Annotated in this window: 18 protein-coding genes; 3 read left to right on the top strand and 15 right to left on the bottom strand. The window is 63.4% G+C overall.

Annotated elements, in window-relative coordinates:
• The first annotated feature begins 100 nt into the window (after positions 1–100).
• Positions 101–2,107: a cytochrome c3 family protein gene (locus tag I41_RS14615; RefSeq protein WP_168206915.1), complete on the top strand. Its 2,007-nt coding sequence runs from the start codon at positions 101–103 to the stop codon at positions 2,105–2,107.
• Positions 2,108–2,346: 239 nt separating this feature from the next.
• Here I41_RS14615 and I41_RS14610 read toward each other — a convergent pair whose 3' ends face one another.
• The 8 genes from I41_RS14610 to I41_RS14575 form a co-directional block, all read right to left on the bottom strand.
• On the bottom strand, positions 2,347–2,670 hold the full coding sequence (locus I41_RS14610; RefSeq protein WP_246133671.1) for a YbjQ family protein: 324 nt from the start codon (positions 2,668–2,670) through the stop codon (positions 2,347–2,349).
• Positions 2,671–2,742: 72 nt separating this feature from the next.
• Positions 2,743–3,081 (bottom strand): DMT family transporter, encoded by a 339-nt coding sequence (locus tag I41_RS14605; protein WP_145433528.1) that lies wholly within the window; start codon positions 3,079–3,081, stop codon positions 2,743–2,745.
• An 86-nt stretch (positions 3,082–3,167) separates the two neighbouring features.
• Positions 3,168–3,578: a GNAT family N-acetyltransferase gene (locus I41_RS14600; RefSeq protein WP_145433526.1), complete on the bottom strand. Its 411-nt coding sequence runs from the start codon at positions 3,576–3,578 to the stop codon at positions 3,168–3,170.
• A gap of 42 nt (positions 3,579–3,620) precedes the next feature.
• Positions 3,621–5,381, bottom strand: coding sequence for a family 43 glycosylhydrolase (locus tag I41_RS14595; RefSeq protein WP_145433524.1), 1,761 nt, complete (start codon positions 5,379–5,381; stop codon positions 3,621–3,623).
• Positions 5,382–5,468: 87 nt separating this feature from the next.
• Positions 5,469–5,972 (bottom strand): cupin domain-containing protein, encoded by a 504-nt coding sequence (locus I41_RS14590; RefSeq protein WP_145433522.1) that lies wholly within the window; start codon positions 5,970–5,972, stop codon positions 5,469–5,471.
• Positions 5,973–6,005: 33 nt separating this feature from the next.
• Complete coding sequence (locus I41_RS14585) at positions 6,006–7,193, bottom strand: FAD-dependent oxidoreductase (RefSeq protein ID WP_145433520.1); 1,188 nt, start codon at positions 7,191–7,193, stop codon at positions 6,006–6,008.
• A gap of 185 nt (positions 7,194–7,378) precedes the next feature.
• The gene (locus I41_RS14580) at positions 7,379–8,485 is read right to left on the bottom strand and encodes a serine/threonine-protein kinase (protein ID WP_145433518.1); all 1,107 of its coding nucleotides are present in this window, start codon (positions 8,483–8,485) and stop codon (positions 7,379–7,381) included.
• Positions 8,486–8,927: 442 nt separating this feature from the next.
• Positions 8,928–9,905, bottom strand: a complete 978-nt coding sequence (locus I41_RS14575) for a D-2-hydroxyacid dehydrogenase (protein ID WP_145433515.1) — start codon at positions 9,903–9,905, stop codon at positions 8,928–8,930.
• 355 nt (positions 9,906–10,260) lie between these two features.
• Between I41_RS14575 and I41_RS14570 the strand changes: the two genes are divergently transcribed.
• Positions 10,261–11,391, top strand: coding sequence for a DoxX family protein (locus I41_RS14570; protein ID WP_145433513.1), 1,131 nt, complete (start codon positions 10,261–10,263; stop codon positions 11,389–11,391).
• A 2-nt stretch (positions 11,392–11,393) separates the two neighbouring features.
• Complete coding sequence (locus I41_RS14565) at positions 11,394–13,211, top strand: Gfo/Idh/MocA family protein (protein ID WP_145433511.1); 1,818 nt, start codon at positions 11,394–11,396, stop codon at positions 13,209–13,211.
• A gap of 137 nt (positions 13,212–13,348) precedes the next feature.
• Here I41_RS14565 and I41_RS14560 read toward each other — a convergent pair whose 3' ends face one another.
• The 7 genes from I41_RS14560 to I41_RS14530 all read right to left on the bottom strand — a co-directional run bounded on the left by I41_RS14560 (position 13,349) and on the right by I41_RS14530 (position 25,076).
• Entirely contained in the window at positions 13,349–15,442 is a 2,094-nt protein-coding gene (locus I41_RS14560; protein ID WP_145433509.1) for a PDZ domain-containing protein, read from the bottom strand.
• 9 nt (positions 15,443–15,451) lie between these two features.
• Entirely contained in the window at positions 15,452–16,606 is a 1,155-nt protein-coding gene (locus I41_RS14555; protein WP_145433507.1) for a S1C family serine protease, read from the bottom strand.
• 83 nt (positions 16,607–16,689) lie between these two features.
• A complete protein-coding gene (locus I41_RS14550) occupies positions 16,690–18,474 on the bottom strand; it encodes a S1C family serine protease (protein ID WP_145433505.1) in 1,785 nt (594 codons plus the stop codon).
• Positions 18,471–19,718: an NPCBM/NEW2 domain-containing protein gene (locus I41_RS14545; RefSeq protein WP_145433503.1), complete on the bottom strand. Its 1,248-nt coding sequence runs from the start codon at positions 19,716–19,718 to the stop codon at positions 18,471–18,473. The genes I41_RS14550 and I41_RS14545 overlap by 4 nt, the downstream gene beginning before the upstream one ends.
• A 31-nt stretch (positions 19,719–19,749) precedes the next feature.
• Complete coding sequence (locus I41_RS14540; protein WP_145433501.1) at positions 19,750–20,835, bottom strand: hypothetical protein; 1,086 nt, start codon at positions 20,833–20,835, stop codon at positions 19,750–19,752.
• A complete protein-coding gene (locus I41_RS14535) occupies positions 20,835–22,682 on the bottom strand; it encodes a hypothetical protein (RefSeq protein WP_145433499.1) in 1,848 nt (615 codons plus the stop codon). Before I41_RS14535 ends, I41_RS14540 begins: the two co-directional genes overlap by 1 nt.
• Positions 22,683–22,694: 12 nt before the next feature.
• The gene (locus I41_RS14530) at positions 22,695–25,076 is read right to left on the bottom strand and encodes a DUF4175 domain-containing protein (protein WP_145433497.1); all 2,382 of its coding nucleotides are present in this window, start codon (positions 25,074–25,076) and stop codon (positions 22,695–22,697) included.
• Positions 25,077–25,142: the final 66 nt, after the last annotated feature.

Below are 25,142 nucleotides of genomic sequence, written 5' to 3'. Positions count from 1 at the left end.
CGAGGGCAGCTAAACTCCAGGAGGAACATGGTTGAGGACGTCGCGCCGGCAGCTCAAGCCGTCGGCGGTTGCTTTTCCACACTCGACAATGGTTCCCTGCATGAGCGCTTCGCGTCAGCGTCTCGGCCTCGTGTGGCAGTTCGCGCTTCCCAGCGCGTTCGCGGCAGTCGTCGCCACGGCGTGGGCGGTGGAAGTCCGTCCCGTCGCGACCAGTGCACCATCGGCGCCCGCCGCCGTGTCGCGCCCGCCCCTCCCGCCGCAACTCGGCGGCAATCCTGCGTTCGCTTCGTCCGCGGCCTGTCGCGACTGCCATCGCGGCGAGTTCGAGTCCTGGCATCGGACGTTTCATCGCACGATGACGCAAACCGCCTCTCCCGAGAATTTCGTTGGTCGCTTCGACGGCTCGACGATCGACTCCGGCGGACTGAAGTACCAGGTCTTCCGCCGCGGCGACCAGTTCTGGGCCCGCATGCCCGATCCCGACGTGATGCTCGACCGCCAGCGGCGGTACGAGCATTTTGCTCGCCAGGGTCAAGCCGCCGGCCCTCCCGATTGGTCGGGCATCCCCGAGGTCGAGCGGCAAGTCGTCATGTCGACTGGTTCGCATCGCTACCAAACTTACTGGGTCGAAAGCTGGCGATTCCCCGGGACGCTGATGACGCTCCCGCTCGTCTGGCTCATTCGGGACGAGCGCTGGATCCCGCGCGAAGCGGCCTTCGTCACGCCCCCCGATGGCTCGCGGATGGTCACCGTCTGGAACGATCACTGCATCAAGTGCCACAGCACCGGCGGCGCGCCCCGGCCGTTCGCGAAGCACGACGCCGGCGGCCGCGTCGAGCAGACAGGGTTCCAGACGCAAGTGGGAGAAATCGGCATCGCTTGCGAAGCCTGCCATGGCTCAGCGGACGAGCATGTGGCTCTGCGCCGTCGCGAAGCGGCGGGCGAGGCGGGAATCGCCGAGTTGCTCAAGGGCGACCCTATCGTGCAGCCCGCGGAACTCACGGATCACCGCCGCAGCGCCGAAGTCTGCGGCCAGTGCCACGGCGTCTTTATCTGGTCGGTGCAACAGGGCGAACAATACCGCGACGGGCGCGGCAACTACCGGCCTGGGGACGAGCTCCTCACGAAGCGGGAGTATCTCTTTCCGCCGCAGGAAGCAAGCTTCTACGCCAACGAGCAGGAGCAGGCGGACGCCCTCGCCGGCTACCAGCGCAACCAGGAGTTTTTCCGGTCGCGCTTTTGGGACAATGGCGCGGTGCTGGCCGGCGGCCGCGAGTTCACGGCCATCGCCGTAACTGCGTGCTATCGCGAGGGAACGCTGTCGTGCGTCTCCTGTCATTCGATGCACCAGAGCGATCCGAGCGGTCAACTGAAGCCCGCGATGGACGGCGTCCAAGCGTGCACGCAGTGTCACGACGGACCGCCCTACACCACCGACCTCACGCAGCACACCCACCACGCGGCCGAGTCGACCGGGAGCAATTGCCTCAACTGCCACATGCCCCACACGACGTACGCCTTGTTCTCGGCGATTCGCAGTCACCAGATCGCCCGCCCCGATGTGGCGGGCAGCGTCCAGCATGGCGTCCCCAATGCGTGCAACCTGTGCCACCTCGACCAGACGCTCGCCTGGACGCAGCGGCATCTCGTCGACTGGTACGGATACGAGCCGCTGCCGCTCACGACCGAGCAAGCGCAGATCGCCGCGTCGCTGGTGTGGATGCTCAAAGGCAACGCGGCGCAGCGCGTGATCACGGCTTGGCACACCGGTTGGGCGCCAGCCCAAGCGGCGTCCGGGGACGACTGGCTCGCGCCGTTCGTCTCGCGTCTGCTGGAGGACCCCTACGGCGTCGTTCGATATGTGGCGGAGCACGCATTGCGCAAGCAACCAGGCTTCGCGGACTGGAAGTTCAACTTCCTCGCTACGCCGGCAGAACTCGCCCAGTCAGGGAGCGAAGTTCGTCGCCTGTGGAGCGAGCAACGCGCCGGCGCGACCGCGCGCACGGGGAAGAACGTCCTCATCAACGGCGACGGGCAGGTGGTCGACGCGGCTGTGGAGTGGCTCCTGAAACATCGCGACAATCGGCCCGTGTCGATCAAGGAGTGACCCGGGCGTTCCCGCCAGCGCGGCGAGCATCAGCCCATATCGGACGGCGGAGCCTCAAGTTCCGCATGCTCGGCAGGAACTATCGTGGGCTGCGGCCGCCGTCGGCCCAACGGGTAGAACAGCTACTTGACGACTCCTCGCGGGATCGGCTGGCTCACGACGCCAGTAATCAACCCCGAGCCGAATTGGCGCTGGGCGTCCGTCAATTCCAGATCGTGGCGGAGGGCCGTCATGGCTCATTACACTTTCTGGATCTTGACCGCCGTCCCGTAAGCCAGGACTTCCGTCACCCCCTCGGCGAACCCCGAGGCGTCGTACCGCATGCCGATCACGGCGTCGGCCCCGACGCTGGCGGCGTGGTCTTCCATCCGCACATAGGCTTCCTGACGACCAGCTTCGCAAATCTGCGCGTACGATTCGATATTGCCTCCAACGATTTGCTTCAGCCCGCCCATAATCCCCTGGGTGATGCTCGGCGAGCGGACGACGACTCCCCGAATGACGCCAAGGTACTCGACGATTTCATACCCATTGATTTCATTGCCGGTGGTGACGATCATCATCGAACAGGTTCCTGTAACGGGACGTTGAGAGAGACCATTTCGGCGCCGAGAGACGTCCGCAGCGGCGAACGTTCAGGCAAAGCGCATCAGCAGGACGAGCGACCCGACCGCCAGCGCGATGCCCAACATCTCGGCGTAGTTCAAGGTTTCGCGAAAGGCAACGGCGCCGATCGCGGTGAGCAACAGGATCATCGAGACCGAGTACACGACGCCGACCGTGGCGAGCTTCAGGTGCTTCATGACGAAGACCCAGCCGAAGGCGGTCGAGGCGTACACGGCGAATCCAACGTAAAACCAGATCGACCGGAGCGATTCTTCCTTCGAACTGGCCAGCTTCAGGAAATAATCGCCCACCACCCCGACAATGCTGAAGCCGATTGTCACGAGGATGGCGAGGGACTGTTTTTCCATGGCTGGAAAGGATAGCTCATGGAAAGCCTATGTGCAGACCGCCTGGTGAGAATCCTCGCTGGCCGGAAGGGCGGCCCGCAGCTGCGTCATGCTTGGCGGGGAATGATCCAGCAAGAATCGTGACGTTTCATCCCGATATGGGGGTAATAGTCGCGGGCCTTCGGGGCGGCCAGCAGGATGAGGGCCGTCTCCAGGCCCGATGCCTCATGCGTCAGCCGGATCAACTCCCGGCCGATGCCGCGTCGCTGGTAAGCTTCGTCGACAGCAAGATCGGAAAGGTAGGTGGCGTAACCGAAATCGGTCATCGCGCGCGACACCCCCACCAGCAAACCGGCGCCGTTGCGGGCTGTGACGATCACGTTCGCATGCTTGAGCATCCGTTCGATCAGGTCAAGTCGATCGACCGGGCGGCGTTCCGCAAGCGTCGAACGCGCGAGGACGTCAATGAAATCGCGGGGCGAGAGCGTTGGCTCGACTTGATACGAAATTTCATCCATGGCGGACGATGCAGTCTAGCTGGCGGCGGTTCGTTAGGGGGCTCATTTCGCGAGCAGCGGCTCCGTTGGAGCGGAGACGCCATTCTCATTAAACGCTTCGATCTGGAAGTAGTAGGGAACGTCGCGATCCATCGCGCGGAAATAGTACTCGTTGGCGCCGTAGACCATGACGCTATTGTAGAGTTTTTGCGGATCGACGCCGGAGCGAATGACGTAGCCCGTCGCGTCGGGCGATTGCCGCCACTTGAGCCACGCATTACGCGGTTCGCTCTCGCCGCGAAGCGAGATAAAGTCTTGCACCGGATGGGGCGGTTCCCCGCGACCAAGGCCGAACACCCGCAGACCGCTGAGCGCGAACTTGCCGCTGGGAACGCGCCGGTTCTCGATCCGCACAAAGCGGGCCTCGACGGGCGTCGCCAGTTCAACATAGTCGTGCGGTACGTCACGCTGGTTAGCGCTTTTGTCGACGATCGTGTTCCAAGTCTCTCCGTCGCTCGACGCCGTAATCACGTACTGGTGACGCAGTCCGGCCACCTTACCCAAAAGCTCCGCATCTTGGTCGGCATAGTTGACTTGGATCGCAAAGATCTGGGAGATGGCGCCGAGATCGCTGGTGAACTGCTCGCCTGGTTTGCCAGTGGCGGCGCTCCAGTAGGTCTTGATATCTTCGTCGACCGCCAGGTTGGGGGCGAAGCCCCCCAGGCTCGAGCTGGCGGTGACAGGTTTGGCGTAGTTCAACAGCATCCATCCCAGCGACGCGCCATGCGCGTCGGACGGGGTCTCCGTATCCGGAAGCCGTTGCGGATAGTCGCCGTAAGCCGTATCGCAGTGCATTACGCCCTCCCCGTCGAAGGCGGCAGGCCACATGCCGAGTCGGCGTTCGAAATTGTTCTTCACGCCGATGACGATCGTCGCGCAGCGCCAGTAGTCGCCGCCCCGATCTTGAAAGGTCGAGCCGTGGCCGGCGCCGCGAGCAAACCCGCCGGGCCTGAAGCAGATCGGATTGTGGGTTTGGTACTTAAACGGCCCCAGCGGTCGGTCGCCCACGTAGACCCCGTCGCCGTAGCCGCTGAATTCAGTCCCGGGCGCCGCGTACTGCAGATAATAGCGACCGTCATGCTTCGTCATCCAGGCTCCCTCGATGAACGGTCGCAGGAAGGTGTTGTCGTTCGCCTCGCCGAACCGCTCCCAGCCGTGGCGCTCATCGTCGAGGCGAATCAGTTCTCGCTTGGGACCGATGGGCTGCAAGGACTCGCGGTCAACCTCCTGTCCGTAGAGCGGGCGATCGTTGCTCGAACCGTGATACAGGTAGAGTCGACCGTCATCGTCCAAGAAAAACGCAGGATCCCAGGCGGAGCCCGCGAAGGACGCGACCGCTTCCTCCCAGCGGTCCACGTCAACATTCTTTGGGGCCCGACTGCGCCAGATTGGGAAGTCGGGCGTATGCGTCGACCCGATCACATGAAGTTGGTCGTCTATGACGAATGCCGCTGGCGCGCAGAGCTCGTCGTAGACCTTGTGCTCTGGGCGGAGAAACTTCCGCGGAACGAAGTTCCACACGTTCATGTCGGGGCTCCACCAGTAGCCCCATTGATTGGTGGAGAAGAGATAATAGTCGCCGCGAAACATCACCACGGCCGGATCCGCGGTCGCGCGATGCTTTCCCTGCGCAGCGAAGTTCGGAATCGGGCAGTACGCGTAGTCGAGATTCAGCGGATTGCAGTACGACTGCGGATGCGCATGTTGCGCGGCGCTTGGTTCAGCGGCGGCGAGGACGCGCGCGGCGACACCGATAGTCAGCATGGTATGAAGTGCCAATCGCATACGATGAGTGTCCCGGCGCTGAAGGCGTGCCGGATCATCATACCCACGGTTAGCTCGCGGAGCACCTCAGCGGCTAAACTCGGCAATCAGCTGACGTGCCGACGGATAGCGAGCGGCGAGCTCCTCTGGGTCGCCCAATTCGACGTCCTCGGGCTCCGCCCGGAGCCACACCGACGTGGCCAGCAGCGCATACTCGCCGCCGCCGGCGACGCGCGCCGCGTGAAACGTTCCTCCCGGGAGCAGCAGATGCGGACGCTGACCGGCGACAAGGTCGTTGCCGAGCGCGCGGACTTCGCTGCGCCCGTCGGCATCAAGCAGGAGGACTTCCAGCGGATCACCCAGATAGTGGTGATACATCTGGTCGGAGCGGAGCCGATGCAGATGCACACGCGCCGTCGGGGTGACCATGAAGGTCAGCACATTTCCCAGCGGCCGGCTGCCGTTGTATGCCGGCGGGAGGGCGTCACCGGCAAGCTGCAGCGAACTGCGGTAGCTTTCGCAGACCATGCCGCACGTCGGGTGGGGACGGAGCCCGAGAAGCTCGACGATATCCTGTTGGGACGGACGCATCGGGTTGGGGGGCCTTTCATCGCGGACGAGATTTCAGACGAAATGAGGCGTCGCCAATGCGGGCAGCGACGGCGATTCGGGCAGGTCGAGACCGGCCGGCAACGGGTGATCAAGCCCCGTCACCGTTCGCTTGATGCGCGCTTGCAACGGCGTACGGGCGACGATCGGCAAGACATAGCGGCGGGCGAACCGAAACGGCGCCGCGTCCGACGCGATCAGCTTCGAGAAAAACTCCACTTCGTGGACTACCCGCTGGTCGACCGGGCGGCGGAGCGCGTCGTATTCACTCAAACGTCCGGTCCGGACCAAATTGGCGAAGACCCATGCGTCCTCGACGCCGAGGTTCATGCCGCGGGCCCCCATGGGCGAGTGAATGTGCGCAGCGTCGCCGGCGAAGTAAACGTTGCCGACCGACAGTTCGGCGTTGATGCGATGCGCCACGTGGAAGCTCGACTCCCAGACGGGCGCACCGGCTGGTTCTGCCCCGTCGAGTTGGGCGAGCGGATTCGGTCGGCTCCCGAGAATCCGCCAGAGCAGTCCGTCGGACGACTCGAATTGCTCGTCTCCAAAGACGGGCATAATGAACAGAAAGCTGCCGTCACGGCAGAAGACGATGTGGGCGTATTCGGGCGAGAGGTCAGTCTTCAGCGGCGCGTCGACCAGATACCACTCTCCAGGGAAGGTGGCGCCGTTGAAGTCGACCCCAAGCTGCTTGCGGGCAATGCTGCGGGCGCCATCCGCGGCCAGGAGCCACGGGGACGCCACCGACTCGGGAGAATCATTGGCGATGTGTTTCAAGTCGACGGCGACGCCCCCGGCATTGTTTTGACAGCGGGTCATTTCGACGCCGCGCTCGATCTCGCCGCCGGCGGCGAGGAAGGCCTGGGCGAGGAGTCGCTCCGTGGTCGCCTGCGACAGGCCGAGCATGAATGGGTACTTCGGATGGATTCCGGCCAGTTTTATCTGGATAACGATCTTGCCGTTGCGGTGAAACTGCATGCCACGCACCGGGCTGCCGAGTTCCAGCATTCGGGCCGTCACTCCGGTGGACTCGAGCAGGTCGAGCACGCGCGGATTGACTGCCAGCGCCTTCGATTGGGGCGCGGGTTCCGTTCGCGTTTCGACAATCCGCGGGCGATGTCCCTCGCGCTGCAAGAAGAGCGCGGCGGCCAAACCAACGGGGCCGGCGCCGACAATCAGCGGACGTTGAACTGCGGACATGACGGCAAAATCCTGCGTACCCTGCGGGGTGGATTATCGACGCCGTCAATTGTAGGTCACGCACTGGCGAGCGACCGAACGCCAATTTTCGGCCGAGAACCGCTGCATATTGTCAAACAGCGTTCCCGACTAAGCGGTGGCCAGCGGTCTCCACCCGCGCTCGATCACGGAAGGTTCGGCGTCGCTCAATCGAGCTCTTCCAGCCAAACGCGCAGTTCGTTGTCGTACTCGCTGGCGAGGTCGCCGATGACGAGCGTCCGTTGGAACTCGGCCAACCCGTCCGGGCCCGTGTTGGCGTCCTCGGCATTGGCGAAGCGGAGCATCGGGTCTGGCGCCGTGAGGCGGCGGCAGATCGCCATCAGGAGGTCGCTGTCGGCGACTTCGTCGGGAAGGATGCGCTCGAGCCGTTGCGGCAGCGTCCACTTCGCCTCGAGCAACTCGCCGAGACTGTTGAGCCCCGCGAACAATGGGCGACCCGCCAAGATTTCGATCAGCACGTAGCCAAGGCTCGCCAGGTCGCTGCGCGGCGTGAACTCGTTACGTTCCAACATTTCCGGCGCGGCGTACTGCGGCGTGCAGGTCCGCTGGTCGGGCATATTGTTCAGGTGCAGCGCCGAACCGATGTCGACGATCTTCGCGTTGCCGGTGCGCTTGACCATGATGTTCGCCGGCTTGAGATCGCCGTGAACAATGTCTTCGCGGTGGAGCGCGGCCAGCGCCGAGAGGCATTGGCGAATGATCGACGCTGCAATGCCTGGCTTCAGCCGCGGCCGGACGGGGCCAGCCGTGACGATGACGTTGTTGATGTACTCCCAGCGGCGATGGCTGACGCGCTGTTGAACGCGCGCGAGCATGGCGGGGGTGAGGAGTCGATCGAGGTCGTAGCCGTCGACCCACTCCATCTCCATGATGCGGATTCGATTGCGCTCGATGAAGTTCTGCACGTCGAGGAGCGAATCGTGCTGAATCTTCGCGACGCTGCACGAGACTTGGGCGATCCGGGCCATCGCCATGTCGTAGCTTTGCTGGCTCGAAAATCGCTCAGGCGAAAAAACCTTCACTGCGACGGGAAGGGTGAAACCATCGCTGCCGCGGCGGTCGCTGAGGTAGACCACGCCCTGACCGCCGGTGCCCAGGAGCCGGCGAAAGCGGAGATGTTCGGTCCAGCCGAGATGCTGGCCTTCGAGCAGTTGTTCGTAGCGGTCGTACAGATCGGTCGGGCAGCGGTTGGATTCCTGCCCGTCGAAATTGATCGTCCGCGTGCCTTGCAGAATCGTGGTGGAGGGGTTCATCGTTGTCCTTGCGAAGATAAGTCGCTGCGGACGGGCAAAGGTTCGCCCCGGATTCGCCAGAATCCCTTCTGGTCGACCGCGGGCGGCCCGATCACGCGGCGCTTGGCGAACCGACTGCGCGGGCCGCCTGCTGTCTCCTCCATATTACGCAGCGGCTAACGCAAACGTCCAGATCGGAACTTTGCGCAAACTACCTATTCTGCAGGCGATTTCGTGCTGCGGTAATTCGCAGTTGACTTGGGGGCTTCGGAGCACGGCGCAGCGTCAATTTGTGATCATGAAGAGTGTATGAAGAGGGACGATTGTCTGTGGCTTTCGTGCCCGGCACCTTGCGGTCGGCGCGGATTGCGGAATGTCGCTCCGTCATCCAGAGCGAGGCGAAGGATCCGGCCGAACATTCGGTTGGCTGGATTCTTCGCTCCGCTGCGCATGACTCCGGTCGTCACACGGCGCCGTAGATCGCGCTTGGTTCCGGGAAGCCGAGACGCTTGTCGACGAGATTCGCAAGCGGCTCGCCGGCGCGGTAGCGGCGGAGATTTTCGCAGAACAGATCGGTCATGTCATCGATGCGACTCGCGCGTTGCCCGCCAACATGCGGCGTGATGATGACATTGGGGACGTCCCACAACGGGCTGTCGGCGGGGAGCGGCTCGATTTCAGTGACATCGACGCCTGCTCCCCAGAGATGCCCCTCGCGTAAGACTTCCACCAGGTCGCGCTCAACGACGATCGGGCCGCGGGCAACGTTGATCAAGACCGCATCCTCGGGCAACAGACGCAGACGCCGCGCGTCGATAAGGCCTTGCGTCTGCTCAGTGAGGGGCGCCGCCAGAATCAGCACGTCGACGTGGGGGAGCAACTCATCGACGGCGTCGGCGGGAAGGATCCGGTCGACGAAGGGCGATTTCTGCTCAGGAAACCAGTCGGTGGCGATCACCGAGCAGTCGAATGCTTTAAGGAGACGGGCCAAAAGCCTACCATTGCCGCCCAAACCGATGATGCCGACGCGAGCGCCGTACAGGTCGCGGGTCGGCCGGCGGACGAACTCTTTGGCGGCTTTCGCCCGAAAGTAGGTCGGCAAATTCCGCAAAATCCCGAGCAACAACGCAAAAGTTTGGTCAGCGACCTGTTTTGCTAGAACCCCAGAGGCACTGGTGACCGTAATGGAGCTGTTGACTACGCTCGGCACGAGACAGTGATCAAGACCCGCGGCTGAGGATTGAATCCATTGGAGGCGGCCGCCCGCCACGACGTCGTCCCAGGGGACTGGCACCTTGGCGTGGCCGCAGTAGATGTCAGCCGACGGCAGCTCGGCGGCCACTCGCTCCTGACCAGCGTCGACGAGTTCCGCCTCGGGCCAGGCGTTTTGGATCCGAGCGAGATGGGAGGGTTCAACCGGGTAGCAAAGGACGATTCGCATAGAAACATGTTTCACGGCGGTCGATGGCCGTCGTGTCGATTTGGAAAGGAGCAATTTCTCAGGAACCCGCCGGTTTGCCGCCATGTCTGGCGTCGCGATTGCGGCGACGGCAAGAGCTGCCAAGCCCTAGAGCGTAGGCAACCTGTCTCGTAGAATATCGTTACCGACGCGGCGTGGGCAGGAGGGCGGGGCGAAGCCTCACGAACTCCTGGGCGACGCTGCAACCATCGGCGGCGGTCGAGCGAAGGGCTCTCCGCAAGCATTGCGACTTCGAGTCGTCTGATCGTTCCTTCATCGCGGTAGCGCGTTCCGGCGGTTGTGCCGTGCCACGCTTCCCGCTCAACCCATCAGCGCCATGGCTCATCACCCCGAACATACCACGCCGATCGCCCCGCGGCGCGCCGTCTACTTGCCCACTGGGCTAGTGATCGCGCTGGTCGTGCTGCGATTGGCTACCGGCTGGCACTTTTACCGCGAGGGAACGAAGAAGCTGGCATACAACGCCGACACCGGCGTCACGACAATCGCCTTTTCCGCCGAGCCTTTTCTGCGACAGTCCGTCGGACCCGTGGCCGAAATCGTGAAGGAAGAAATGCCAGCCGCCTACAACTGGGAGCGATATCTCGCGGTGCCGCGACAGGCGCGGCCGACGACCGAGGAAGAGCTCGACAAACGCGCGAAGTGGGAAGCCGACTACGCCGCCCGCCGCAAGGCCGCCGCCGCCAAGAAGCAGCCTCTGCCCATCGAGTTCCCGCCCCACTCGCCCTACTACGACTGGGCGGACCGCATCGAACGGAGCTGGCGAACCGCGCACGACAGGTTCGTAATCATTCCTGCCCTGACCGACGATCAACGCGCAGCCGCGGCGGAGGCGCTCGATTTCCGTCGCCAGCAGTTGGCCGACTACCTTGAATCGCAAGCCGATGCAATTGCCGAATGGGAGCATGAGCTGTTCCGCCTCGAAGAATTGAAAAAGGACTCAGGCGCAGTCAGCCTGCCGTTCCTCGGCACTCGCATCGAAGAGAAGGCCGCCGAAACGAAGTCGAAAACCGGCGCCTGGATTTCGCAGGTCAAGGCGATCGAAGCGGCTTACTTGGACGATCTGCGTCACATTGTCGACGAAGAGCAACTCAGCGAAGCGGCCACGGCGGCGGCATTAGACGAGGCGCTGACCGACGAGAGCGCGAAGAAGTTAAGCAACATCAATATGGCCGTGACGGCGGTGATTATCGGTTCCGGCGTCTTGCTTATGCTGGGGCTGTTCACGCGCGTGGCGTGCATTGCCGCGGCCGGTTTTCTGCTCTCGGTAATCGCCTCGCAGCCGCCCTGGGTGCCGGGCTCGCTCAATCCCGTGTTCTATTACCAACTTGTCGAAATCGCCGCGCTGGCGGTCTTGTTCGCCGCGGCGGCAGGCCAGTATGCGGGTCTCGACTATTTCATTCGCCTCTTCACCGGTAAGTGTTGCGGCCGCAAGGAGTCTGTGTAGTCATGAATCTTACGCCTGAACAACGCGAAATTGGCAAGCAGAACTTCTACGAAGCGGTCAGCACCGATCCCAATCGCCGCGACGTGCTGAAAGGCATCGCCGCCGGCACTGTGGCAGTCGGTAGTCTCGGGGCGATGTACTTCGGCTACGGCGCCAAGGTCGACGCTCCGCTGCGCATCGGCATTATCGGCACTGGCGACGAGGGAAGCGTGCTCATCGGCGCTTTGAACCCGGAGTATCTCGACGTCGTCGCCATTGCCGACATTCGTCCCTACAACCAACATCGCGCCTTCCATGGCGACCAAGACAACATCGGCGCTCGGCCCGGACTGATGACCGTCTACGGCTACAAGAGCGAAGATGAAGCCAAGAAGCACATCAAGGTCTACACCGGCGACTATCAAGAGTTGATCGACGACCCGAACGTCGAGGCGGTGATCATCGCCCTGCCGCTCTGGCTGCACGACGTCGCGGCCTTCAAAGCGATGCGGGCCGGCAAGCATGTGCTGACCGAAAAGCTCATGGGGCAGACCGTCTCCCGCTGCAAGGAGATGGGCCGCCTCGCGGAAGAATCGACCGACGCTGACGGCAATCCGATCATTTTCGCCGTCGGCCATCAGCGCCATTACAGCGTGCTGTACGCCAACGCCGTCGATCAGATTCGCCGCGGCCTGTTGGGCGATTTGCACCATATTCGGGCCCAATGGCACCGCGGCAACTTGCCCGGCAACGATAGCTGGTGCCCGCCGCTGCCAGAGGCTGCCGACTACAAGTACGATGTCTTCGACGCGGCGATCATGGCGGCTGAAAAGTCAGGCGACAATAAGGCGAAGGCCGCGCTGGTTGCCAAACATCCGCTCTACGCCAAGCTGCGCAGCACCCGGGGAGCGCTGAAGAACGCCAAGGGGGGCGACATCGACGATTTGAAAAAGAAGGTCGCCCAGATCGAGAAGCAACTGCAAGACATCGACATCGAACTCGCCGCCGGCAAGGATTACGGCTACGTGTCCAAGACTCTCCCCAGCGGCGAGAAGCGTTCGGCGCTAGAAGAACTAATTCGTTGGCGGCTGTGGGACCGCACCGGTGCCGGCCTCATGGCCGAGCTCGGCAGCCATCAGCTAGACGCCTCGAGCATTTTCGTCAGCTCGCAGCGCGACGACGGCGGCAAGGTCTACCCCATCGCCGTGCAGGGCATCGGCTTCCGGTCGCTCTTTCCCGCCGACCGCGACGTCGACGATCACGTCCACTGCAACTTCGAGTTTCCCGGCAAGCATTACTACGAGGACATTCAGAAGCAGGACGCAATCAAAGATCCTAACAGCAAGATTGTCGTCACCTACTCGTCGATCAACGGCAACGGCTTCGGCGGGTACGGCGAAGTGGTCCTCGGCACCGGCGGTACGCTGATTCTCGATCGCGAGCAGGAGGTCATGCTCTACAAGGGGGGCGACGCCAGCACGAAGATTGAGGTCAAGGATAACAAAGGCAAGGCGGCAATGAGCAGCTACGAAACGGGCGGCGGTCCGCCGGTCGCAGCAGCTCAAACAGCCGCCAAGAACGTCAGCCGCGGTTACAAGGAGGAGATGGAGCACTGGGCCTGGTGCATTCGCAACCCGGCCCCGGAGCATCAACCGAAGTGCGGTGCCAAGGTCGCCATGGCCGATGCGATCATCGCGCTCACTTCGAACATCGCCATGAAGCAAGGGAAGCGGATCGAATTCAAGAAGGAGTGGTTCGACATCCACGACGATGCGTCGCCGGAAGTCGATCTCGGCGTCGACGGCGCTGCCGGGCCGCGTAAGACCGAATCGCTGGCCTAGCTGCAACCGATGCTCTTGTACGAGCTTCAGTTAGCTGTAGCGTCATTCTGAGGGCAGCAAAGAATCTGGCCACTGTCGGCCGCAAGATCCTTCGCTGCGCTCGGGATGACCAACGCTACGCTCCACTGAAGTTCGCTCTAGAAGCGATCAAGTCCGTCGATCCAGCGTCCAAGCTTCGCGCGCGTCGCCCCGTCGAGCGTCGCATCCCCCTTCTCTTCGCCCCGCCGAACGATCTGCGTGACCGGGTAACCGGCGTCGGCGAACTTCTGCAAGTCTTTGCGAATCAGCGGCGCGAGCGGCGAGTTTTGAGTTTCGATGGCGAGGATCGCCAGGCGTTCGTTGGGATTGTTCTCCGGAACTTCCAGCGTGCGCGGCAGCGGGCTGTCGACCGCCGCGACGCCGCGGATTAACTTGCGCCCGCGCAGGGCCAACGCGTACGCGAGTTGGCCCCCCTTCCCTTGGCCGGCGACGACGATCCGCCGCGGATCAATTTGCCAACGGCTCCCCGCGGTTTGCAGCAGCCGCGCGAGGTACTCCATGTCATCGTTCGTCCAGCCGCCGGCGTCGGCGGGCTCGGGCATCAGCAACACCAGCCGGTCGCGAACGCAGGTTCGTTGCCACTGGGCGGCCATGGCTTCGGCCGTTTCGGATTTGCCTTCGCCGAGCCAAACCAAAAGCCCTGGAGCGGAAGGCCCCGACGGAGGTTGCAGATAGCGGGCGGTCTGCGACATTTCCGGTAGCTTGAGGGTCTGCAGCGTGGGATCCCCCAACTCGCCGTCGACCTTTGCGTCGTCACCGGCGCCCAGATCAGCGGCTTCGAGGACGTTCTTCGGCAACTCAGCAAGCGCGACTTGGAGCTTTAACTCTTCTCCGGCGCGCCGGGCCGCCAACTGCAGACTGTCGCCGGGGGACTTTCCATTCAGTTCAGCGAGCGCCTGCTCGACGGAATCGATCTCCTTGTCGCCGATGCGCAGCAGTCGATCGCCGCGCCGCAGCCCTGCATCGTCCGCCGGACTGCCGGGCCAAATCGCACGAATTGCCAGTCCTTCGATCTCTTCGCCGTCCGCTTGTTTCCCAGCTGACTCGTCCGTGACTTCATTTTCTGCAGTATCGTCCGCGGGCTTGTCGTTCGCCGCGTCTGCGGGACTAACATCGGCCTCGTTTCCATTCTCGGGACGCTCGGGCAGCACGCCGAGGAACGGGTGCAAAAACGGCGGCAACTCCTTCGCCAGGGTTACCTCGGTCTCGATTCGCTTCGCCTTCGCGCCGGCGCCGCGCCGCAGCGTGACCTGTAGCTTGTCGCCCGCGTAGTGCGGCATCGTCTGAAACCGAAGATCGGTCTGCGTGGCGATTTCCACGCCGTTGACCGCGACGATGCGGTCGCCCGCTCGCCAGCCAGCGATGGCGGCCGGCGCTCTGGGCCAGACGTTGGCGACAATGGGCGCCGTCGAATGCGGATTTCCTGGCTTCAGCCCGATCCCCAGCAGTCCCCGATGCAGATCCTGCTCATCGACCCAGCGGTCGACGACCGCCAGGACGTCGACCAGCGGGATCGCGAAGCCGATTCCTGAGTCGTAAAACTCGGAGCCAGCGGTCACATTGGCCTCGGCCGCGCCGGGGGATTGCGGGGCCATCGGCACGAGGATGCCCATGACGCGACCTTGCAAATCGATCAGCGGGCCGCCGTAATTGGTGGCCGAGACGTTGACGTCCGTCTGTATGGCTCGGCCGTGCATGCGGCGCAGAGCGCTGACCACGCCGACGGAAACGCTCACCTCTTCGGGATTGAACGATCTGCCGAGGGCGATCGCCCAATTGCCGGGGCGAATGCTCGCGAGGTCCGCCGGCTCGGCTGCGGGTAGCTCGTCAAACGTCTCCACCTGGAGCAGTACGAGCATGCGATTGTCGTCGCGCCCGACGATGCGCGCCGCTCGTTGCTTGCCATCGGGCAGTCGCACCAAGATCGACGTCGGCTGCTGAGCGAAGTTGAAGGCGCTCGAAACAATCAGCCCCTCCGCCGAAATGATTAGCCCGGTTGTCGGCCCCTGGGCCAGCGTTTGGCCCTCCAACTGATCGATGCCGCCGATCGTGCGAATCTGGACGACCGATTTTTCCGCGACGTCGACCGCCGCCGCAATCGCCCCTTGCTCCAAGTCATCGAGCTCAGCTTGCGCAGCGGCGAGCGAGCCGAACGGCGCCAGGCAGATCACGATCAACAGCAGAAATCGCATGGCGGACAGTTACTCCACAGGCCGGTCATTGCCGTCAGTCGACGAGCCGTCGCGATTGTCGACCGAGACGTCTTCGGCGTTTGACGGCTCGGCATCCGGTTCGTCCGCTGGTTCGTCGCGGTTCACAGCATCGCTCTCGTCGGGAGCGACGTTCTCGTCGTCGGGGCCCTGTTGTTCGTTGGCCGGGTCGGGCGACTCAATGGGTTCGGCGTTGAGCGTGAACTCGATCAATTGACCCGCGCGCAACACCGAAATCCGCACGTCATCAAAGCTCTCGCGCCGACCAACCTGATCAACCACCGCCGCGCACGATGCCGTAGGCTCGCCTTCGACGAGCACGAGCAAGTCGTCGGGGCGCAAACCTGCGCGAGCCGCAGCCGAGTCATCGACGACCGAGTCAATATAAGGGGGAGTACGCGGCAGAATATCCGGCACCAGAACAATGCCCACATCGCCCAGGGAGAGCGGGTCCGTCGCCTTCGGCGAATCGGCCGCCGAGTCGGCAACGGTCTGTCCGTTCTCCATCGATTCGACCGACGCGACAAATTGATCGACAGGAATCGCGTAATGGAGCCAAGCTCCGGTGGCGCTGCTACGCAGTTCCTTGCCGAGCAGGCCAAGCAGTTCGCCGCGCCAGTTGACGAGGGCGCCGCCTGCGGCTCCCGGATTATTCGCCGCGGCGTCGACAATGTAGACATTGCCATGGTAATTGGCCTGATGAGAGCCGCGCCGGGCATCGAGGGGGGAGATTGCGCTTACCACCCCTTGCAGGGCGCTCACCGGCTCATCGCCGCCGGCGATGTTGAACAGATTGCTGACGGCCAACACGCGATCGCCCACCTTCGCTGCCGGCGAGGCGGCAAGGTTGAAGTGGGGCAGCGCATCGTCCTCGACGGGCAGTTTCAGGACGGCGAGCTCACGCACCGGATCGACTCCCAGGATGTCCGCCGTGAATTTTCGCCCGTCGTCGAGCACAACGCCCAGCTCGTCCGTATCGAGGACGTAGCTCTGCACGGTGAGAACGTGTCCTTCGGCGGAAATCAGAATTCCGGTCTGATAGGCCTCCAGTCCGCTCACGCCGCCAGCGCCGTAGATTTTGACGACCTTGCGCTGCGCATCGCGGATCGAATCATGCAGCGACCGCGCCGCAGCGATAGGCGGCATGACTGTGAGCGCCGTCGGAAAGCTCGCAACAGCCAGCGCAGAAAGGAACAACGATAGAAAACGGTCGCGCGGCGCGCACATGGCTAGTTGGCTCCGTCCTGGAGCGGCGCGTCCGTCGAGACGCCGTCCATGTCCCATGTCTCCACGACGAGTTCGGCGAACGGCTGCTCGGCGTGCCGTATTAGCCAGCGCCCCGGGAGGCGACGGCCTGCGAATTCCTTGAAATCGGAAAAGCTGATCTCGCACGGGTCGGCGTCGTCGGCCGCGAATAGTTCGAGGCCCGAAAGATCGCCGTTCTCGGCGAAAAAGAACCGAGTTTCCATGCCGTCGAAGTAGCCGACCAGACAGTCTTCAACGCGGTTGTCGGGCCCGTGCGGCAGCTTGCCGAGATAATAGATTTCGCCGAAGCGCCGCAGCCCCTTGTCGACGAATCGCTGCCACGCGTTGATGGCCAACAACAACCCGCCGGAACGCGGGGGGCTCAATTGGCCTGACAGGTCGCCCGTGAAAATGGCGCCGGAGTGTCCCGTCGGCAGAGTTAACTCGGCGCGCTCGGGCGAGGTGGTCAGCTCAAAGGCACCGCCGGTCTCGACTTTTCCCGACAGTTTCCAGTCATAGCCGATTCTCGCCACGGCGCTGCGTTCGACATAGCCATTCCAGAGCCGCTGCTGGGCCTGTTCGTTATACCAGTAGTTCGCATAGCCGCGACGCGCTTCGTACTTTCCGACGATCGCCGCCGGCAGCTTCTGCTTTTTCAACAGTCCATCGAGCCCCGGCGTCGGCAGTTTTGGGCCCTTCTCCTGCGGCTCTTCTTTGGGTCCGCCGGGATGGGGCTCGGAGGGCTGCTGGGCCTCATGTTGAACGAGTTCAATGAGCTCCGATTCGTCGTGCACGCCCATCAGGCGGACCTGCGTACTGAACAACTGACCCTCGCGACGGTAGGTCAGCGGCGCTCGCCAGCCGCTCGGGTAAACTCCCAGGACGTTCTTCAGTGCATTGGCGGTGGTGATCTCCCGATCGGCGAACCGCACAATGCTGTCGCCGTATTGCAACCCGCGTCGGAACGCATCGCTCGTTTCGAGGATGTCGTCAACGACGACGCCCCCCTCCTCCGTCGAGACGGTAGCGCCGAGCGTCGCATGATCGACGATTCGTCCGCTTTTGAGCATCGGGACGAAGCGCATCACCTGATTGATGGAGATCGCGTAGCCGACGCCAACGTTGACGCGGCCGCGCTTCTCGAACGAGCCGCGGCCGTTGATGCCAATCAGCCGCCCCTCGGCGTCGAACAGCGGTCCGCCCGAGTTACCCGGATTGATCGCCGCATCGGTCTGGATGCAGTCGGTGTATTCGAGCAGAGTTCCCGCGGGATACTGATAGCGATGCACGCCGGAAACTAGTCCGTAGGTGATGGTCGGCGTAAAGTCGTCGGCCAACAGAAAAGGGTTCCCTGCCGCAAAGCACCAGTCGCCGACGCGAACGGCATCGCTGTCGGCAATCTCAGCGACCGGAAAATCGTCACGGCCCAGCAACTGGATAAGCGCCACGTCGCCGACGGGATCGATGCCGACAATCACTGCGTCATATAACTTGCCGTCATTGAGCCCGCACTTCATCGCGGCGCCGCAGGGCGAGGTGACATGGAAGTTCGTCACGGCAAATCCATCGGGCGAGATCAGGACGGCCGATCCCCCTCCCGCGCCGGCAGAATCGAAGACGGCCACGGTCGCCGCCGAGGCCTTGGAAATCGCCGCAGCGCGTTGAGCTTCTGCCGCCAGCACCGCCGGATCGGGCGTCACGGCGCCGCGCGCCGCGGCAGCGCTGCTCAACAGCAAGGCGGAGATCAAGATCGGGCAACGGCAGTTCATTTGGTGAAGCGAGCCTCGACGAGGTGAAGGCGGTCGCCGTAGTCGAGGTTCTCGCCGTAATCGACGACTAACTGCAAGCGGCGCGCCGCCCCCAATTCTACGTCGATTTCCACCGGCGGCGCGTGCCCGTCAATCGCCCCTTCCCACAGAACCTGCCCGTCGCCGCGGATGGCCAGGGTGACGTTTCCCTGCCCCGCCGTCGCGGGGTCGATTCCCCCCGTAGCGATGAACCGCGTCATCCCCTCCGGAACGAGGTAGGTCGCCTCGGTCTGGCTGCGCAGAGCCACGCCGCGCGAATACGTCCGGACATCACGTCGTGCGGGAAGCGGGTCGTCGTGCCACAGCAATGACAGCGACGAACCGGCGAACGAAACGTTGTTACGGGGCATCCCATGGTTGGCGATGATCGTCGCGTCCTTGGGAATGGCAACTCGCGGCGACCAGCGGACGCTTGTCGGCTTGAGTTCGCTCAGGTATTGAATCTTGCCGGTCGAAAAATCGAGCCGTGCCAGTTGGTCCAGCGGCACGCGCAGATCGACGCCGGCTCCCGTCCGCAATGTCAGTTGCGAGCCTTCGATCGATGCCTGACGCACCGTCACGATCGAACCCTCGACGAGCGTTGCTCGGCACAAGGGCGCGGGGACCTTAGCCGCCTTCGGATGGTAGAACACGATCGCTGCGATCTTGGTCAGTTTGACCGGCACGCGATCGCCATCCCATTCGAACTCCGCCTGCTCGGCAGTGACGTCGCCTAGCACGCCGCTCAAATAATCCATCGCCGCGGTCTCCCGCTTGACGATGACGAGCGAATCGCCGGCGGGCTGTTTCTTCTCGATTTCAGCCAAGACCAAGTCGAGCGCCTCCGTCGCGGGCAGCAATTCGATCCGGCGAATCCGCTCCGTGGGAATCTTAACGACCTGCTTGGCGAACGCGAGGCGAAATGAGGCGACATGCTTCGCGACGGTAAACTCAGCGTAGGCGAGTCGCGAACCGTCGATCAGTTCGACCACCCGCTCCGATGCCGACGTTGCGGCATCGCGCGACCATGCCACGTCGAGGAGATTTGCGGACGAGACCTTTTGTTCGCCGCCGTCAATTTGCACCGTGAGATCGTTGCCCTTCCAATGAACGAGCGCGCCGACGATCACCTTGCCGTCCAGCTTCGTGAAGGCAGCGTCGTCGGCAGCGGCGTCGCTCCCCGCGACGGCCAGTACAACGGCACAAATGGCGATCAAGTTCGTCATAGTCTCAAGGCCGGCGGCAGTCTCCGCCGAGTTACTTTTCGGCGGTGGTAGGATTCTGTTCGTTCGCGAGCTCTCGGAAATATTGCTCGACGAGCTCGCGATAGTGAGCGGGGAATTCTCGGCCAATCTGCTGCAGCGCCTGCTCACGCTCCTTCGGCGGTAGATCTCCCCAGCCCGACTTATTGCCGATGTCCCGGCGATCGACTTGCATCGGCGCCTTCAGCTCGGCGATCTTGCTGTCCTGCATGCCTTGCGCCGGCTGTTGTGCGCCGCCGCTTCCCGCGGAAGCCGACGCCTGCTGTTGTTGCTGCTGCTTTTCCAAATCTTCGATCTTCTTGTCGAGCGAATCGAGCACCCCCTGCTCGATTTCCTGCACCTGCACGCCGGCGCGACCGTACGCCAAACGGCGGCGAATGTCGTGCATCCGCCGTGCAATGTGATCGAGCGACTCGTCTTCCAACCCTGCGAGATCGCGCTCCACCAGCTGCGCTACTTGCTGGAAGCGTCGCGGCAGCGCGTCGTCGCGCTCCAGCAGTTGAACCATCGCCGCACGCGCGTCGTCCGGGCGCACGAGTTGATGGTAGGCCACCATCTGATAGAAGAGCAGCGACGCCGGATCGACGACGTCCTGAGGACGAAGATCGCCGATGTGGTGCAGAACCTCGTCGTACAGACCGTACTGCGCGAGCCAACGGGCGTAGTAGAGCCGCAGATTGTGACGCACTAATGGCGCGACCTCGGGATCGCTTAACCATTCAGGGTCCGCCACCGCCGGACCTTTATAAGCTGCGTTGCAAGCGGCGACCAGATCGGCGGCTTCCCTCGACGAGGCGGCCAACGACGCGGCGACGAGATCGAGAACCTGGCTCGCATCCAGCGACTCGGGCGGCCGCGCTGGCCAAAGCCGCCGGACGCTGGCCTCGGCCGTCGTTTGCAAATCGGCCTCTTCGAGCCACGACAGCACTTGTTCGCGGACGACCTGATAGCTCGGCGGCTGCCAACTCGCTTCGAATGCAATTTCGGCGCGAACGACCGCGAGCGAATTGACGGCGCAAGCGGCGCCTATCGTCAGCGCGAGGGCGATCGAGCGGCGAAGTAAGGGGTAACGCGGCAGCATCAGTTTTCCTTCGTGGTCAGCTCGCGCGTCGCTTGAAAAATCTTCTGCTGGCGAAGCGCTAGCCCGTCGAGGGCTTCGAGCAAGTCGGCCTCCTCGGCTTGCTCGCCTTCAATCATCGCGCCGTACTGCTGGGTTCGTTTGTTGACGCGCACCTGTAGCGACCGAATCATACGCAACTCGGCCAGTTGGTCGACCAAGGGCTTCTCCCCCGGCTGACTCTGCCCCTGGCCCTGTTGCGGCTGTCCTTTCTGCTCGCGCAGATCCTTCAAGGCCTGTTGGAGCGCCGCCAGCGTTTCCTCCAGCGCCGCAATGACGTCTTCCTCAAGTCCTTGCGTAATCAAGTCAACGTGCGTCTCGCGAAGCCGCTCGGCAATCGACGCCATATCGTCGCGCGCCTGTTCAATCGCCTCGGGAAACGCCGTCGACGTGCCGTCTTCGCGCAGCAAGAGCAGCGCTCGGTCCGCCTCGCGCACGATCAGCGTCTCCTTGCGCGCGAGGCGCCCGCCGGCGATCTCCATTTCGTGCTCCGGCGCTTTCTCGGTCGCGGCGTCGAGCTTCTTCGTTTCGTCGTAGACCTCGACTTGCGCGTCGAGCATCTTGCGGAAGCGGGCTTCCAGCATTACCAACATTCGTTCTAACTCTTCTTCGCGAAGTTGGCGAAGAATCCGCTCAAGTTCCGCCTTGGCTTGCTCCAGTTCTTCGACCGCCTTCGCTTGATCTTCGACGGCCCCGTCGCGCTGCGACTCTTCGAGCTTCTGCTGCGCCTGCTCCATCCGCTGCTGGGCCTGTCGCAGTTTTTGGGCCGCGCGCTGCATCGGATTGTCGGGCGGCGGTTCGGCCGCTTGTTGCTCCCCGCCAGATTCGCTTGGCTGGCCTGGCTCCCCAGACGATTCGGGTGGAGAACCTTGGCTGGGCTTGCCTTCACTAGGCTTGCCTTCGCTGGGCTTTCCCTCACTGGGCTTTCCCTGATCCGCAGGACTTTCGCCGGGCTTGTTCTCGCCCGATTTGCTTGATTCCTGTTGAGCTTCGTCTCCTGGCGTTGGCTCGCCAGATTTGGGTTCGGCCGCTTCCGGTTGCTTAGGCACCTCCGAATCGGCCGGCTTCGATTCCGCCTCGTTGGCCTCGCCCGCCTTTGGTTCCCCATCCTCGGGCGATTCGCCTTTGTCAGGTTTGCCGCCGGAATTTTCACCGCCGGCTTCGGGCGATTCGCTCGCCGCCTTCTCCGCGGCAGTCTGCTCCGCCTCCTCGACCTCATCGCCGAGTTCTCGGGTTTTGTCGCCGACTTGCTGTTGATCGTCGGCGAGTTCCTGGGCCTCGTCGCCGCCGTCGGTACGCGCTTTGACTCCGCGTTGCATCCGAATCAGCCGGTTGACCTCTTGCAGGTAGCGACCGATTCGCTTCCGCTCACTGTCAATCTGTCTGTCGCGATCTTCTTGCAGCAGGAGCTCCAGCAACTTATTCAATTCGACTTCAAGCGCGGCCTGACCATCGATTGCCGAAGAAAAACTCTCTTGCTCCAGGGCCGCGATCACTTTCTCAAACTGACCCGTCACATCGCGGTCGCGGCTCTGCGAGATCAGCTGCCGAAGGAGCGTCGCCCGTCGCGGTTGGGTCGAACGCGAAAGTTCGGCCAGTCGCTCGACGAGCGTTTCAAGGCGGGCGTAACGATCGGCCAGCCGCGCCTCGATTTCGGCAAGGCTCTCATTGCCGGCGGCCTCGGGAGCCGCCGCGGTCGCCGGCGCCGCTTCTTGCGCTACCGCCAGCCTGACTGTCCCGAAAGCATGGCCCGCGGCGGCGATCAACATCGCCGCCATCAGCGGTCGCCAACGTCGAAGCGGGCTGGGCATGGCGTCGTGGTCCTAGTCCTCGAGCAAACCTTTGAGCTTGTCTCGTTGCTCTTGCTGCGTGCGTTCCTTCAATTGCTCCTGATCTTTGACGATGCCGCGGAGCAATTCGACTAGTTCATTGTACTCTTCCAGCTCAAGCATACGATCAAGGACGGCTTTCATGGCATCTTCAGCCGATTGAGCGGCAGCCTTTGCCGCGGCTAGCGGTTCTGCCGCCTCCGCTGGGCCGGCTTGGTAGGCCTGCTCCAGCGATTCGAGGCGCGTCTCGAACTCGGGCAAGAGCTCGCCGCTGATTTCCTTCAGCGGCTCCGAAATGCCGCGCTCCAGTCGCTCCTTCAATTCTTCCGTATCGACCCGATTGTTAATCAACTCGGCGACGATCTCATCAAAGCCCCCGGCGATGCCGGCCGTCTCAAACGCCAGCTGCGTCGCACTTTGTCGCGCGCCGCCGACGCGCGATAGGTCGCGCTGGCGTACTCGCGCGGGATCGTCTCCGTCTCGTTCTGACTCATTTTCAGCCGACGCCTCGCTGGCGTCGCTCGCCGACGGCGCCGCCGCGGCCTCCGCGGCGCCTGCAGTATCGTCTGCGCCGGAGCCTGCCGCGGCAAGATCAATGCGGTCAAGCAGTTCGCGCACGCCGACCATTTTTTCGTAGATCGCCTGAAAACGCTGCCGCAGTCCCAGCTCTCGTTTTTCCAAAATTGCCCGCAGTTCCGAGGGCGTGACCACGTCAAGCACAAACCGCTGGCTGCCGCCGATGTGAGGCTCGTCTCCCAAATCGTAGGCATCGCGCCCCTTGATCGAGAGCGACAGTTTTTGTCCAGGCTGAACCGCGACCAGCGGTTGCTTCGTCGCCGGATCCGACTCGGCGAGGTCGAATGACTCTGTCATCGCCAGATTCGTCGCCCCGTCTGGCTGCGTCCGCAACGGTCGACGGCTCGACGGCGCGTCGTCAATCGCGTAATCGAACCAGGCTTCTTCCAGGCCGTAGTCATCCGTCACGCTCCCGGCGAGCGGGATCCTCGCTTGCGGCGTGATCGCCGCGCCGATGCCGCGCAGCTGCACCGACGCCTCGGGCGTCTGGTCGGGCGTCACGGAGAGCGGCAACCGGAATGGATCACGATTCTCCACCCCGTCAGCGTCACGCAACGAAATCGCGAAGACGCGATCTCGCGCCGCCGCCGGGATCTCAAAGCTGAATGTATCGCGGCTCTGCGCGTCGATCGTCGCCGGCAGGTCCGACTGTTCGACGGAATCGCGAACCGTCGCGGCCGTCAACGGCTTGTTGGCTTCGATTCGGCACACAGCGGCGGCCCCCTCCGGGAGCTCGGCCCGACCGCTGACGGGGATCGAGCGTGGTTCGCGACGCATGTAGGCTGGGTAATCGACCTCCAACCAGACGCGCGTGATCGCCGGTCGCTCGACGGCATGAAGCCGCAGATTGCGAATGCGGTCGTCGCCGCCGATCACGTCGAACTCCAGATCGCTGCTCACCTTGAAGGTGTAGCTATACTGCTGAGCGTCGTCGCGGCCCGGCGCCGCCTCGCCGATCTTCAACATCGGCCCGCTCCCGCGTCCGCCGTCGCTGGGACGTCGCCAGCGGATCTCCACTTCGTCAGGCGCCACGTGTCCGTTCGTGACCGACGCCAGCACCGAAAGCGGGAAGTCGTCGTCGCGAGCGACGTTGATGACGGGCGACGTCTCGCGATTCTCGAAACCGACGACGGTGAGTTGCACGCGACGCGGCCAGAGCTGCTCGCTAAGGCCCAGCCGTTCAAGATAGAAGTCGAACGCCCCCCGCTGCGCGATGGCGAAGACCGCCGTCACCGCGAGCAGCCCGATTGCCGCGATTCCCTTGCGAGCCAACGGTCGCATATCGAACACGCGTCGGAGGGCGACCTCCGGCATGGCCGCCGCGGCGTTGCGACTCGCCGCCGTGAGCAATTCGCGACTCGCCCCGTCATGCGGGGTTTCCCGGCTGCCGCCGAACAGCGAGCCCGGAGCCTGATTGGCGGGACGTTCACCCTCCCAATCGCTCCAGCTCCGCGCCGCTTGCACGGTCGTGACCAGCCCTTCGCGCAGCTGCGGATACTGGCGCTCGACGAGCAGCGCCAAGCTGTCGTCCGGCAACGGCGCCAATAGCCGTCGTCCGATGTATCGCCAAGCGACAAAGGCGCCGGTCGCGACGACGACGCCCCACATTGCCGCCCGCAACGCCGGCCGCGGTTCGAAGAGCCAATCGATGGCCAAGCCGAGCCAAAAGCCGAGTCCAGCGACGATCGCGAGCGCCGCCACCCCCTCGGCCAGGCTGTAGAGGCGCACGAGTCGCCGTAGTCGCGCCACCTTTTGGGCGACCGGATGTGGAACTTCGAAGGGTAAGGCAGCAGCCGACATTCAGCAAAGCTCGATCAGATTCAGTTAACGCACACAGAATAGAGATCACGAAGGAAGCATGAACGC

Source organism: Lacipirellula limnantheis (assembly GCF_007746075.1).
Lineage (GTDB): Bacteria > Planctomycetota > Planctomycetia > Pirellulales > Lacipirellulaceae > Lacipirellula > Lacipirellula limnantheis.
The sequence above is the reverse complement of the archived record's forward strand: the minus strand, read 5'-3'. Positions and strand labels throughout refer to the sequence as shown.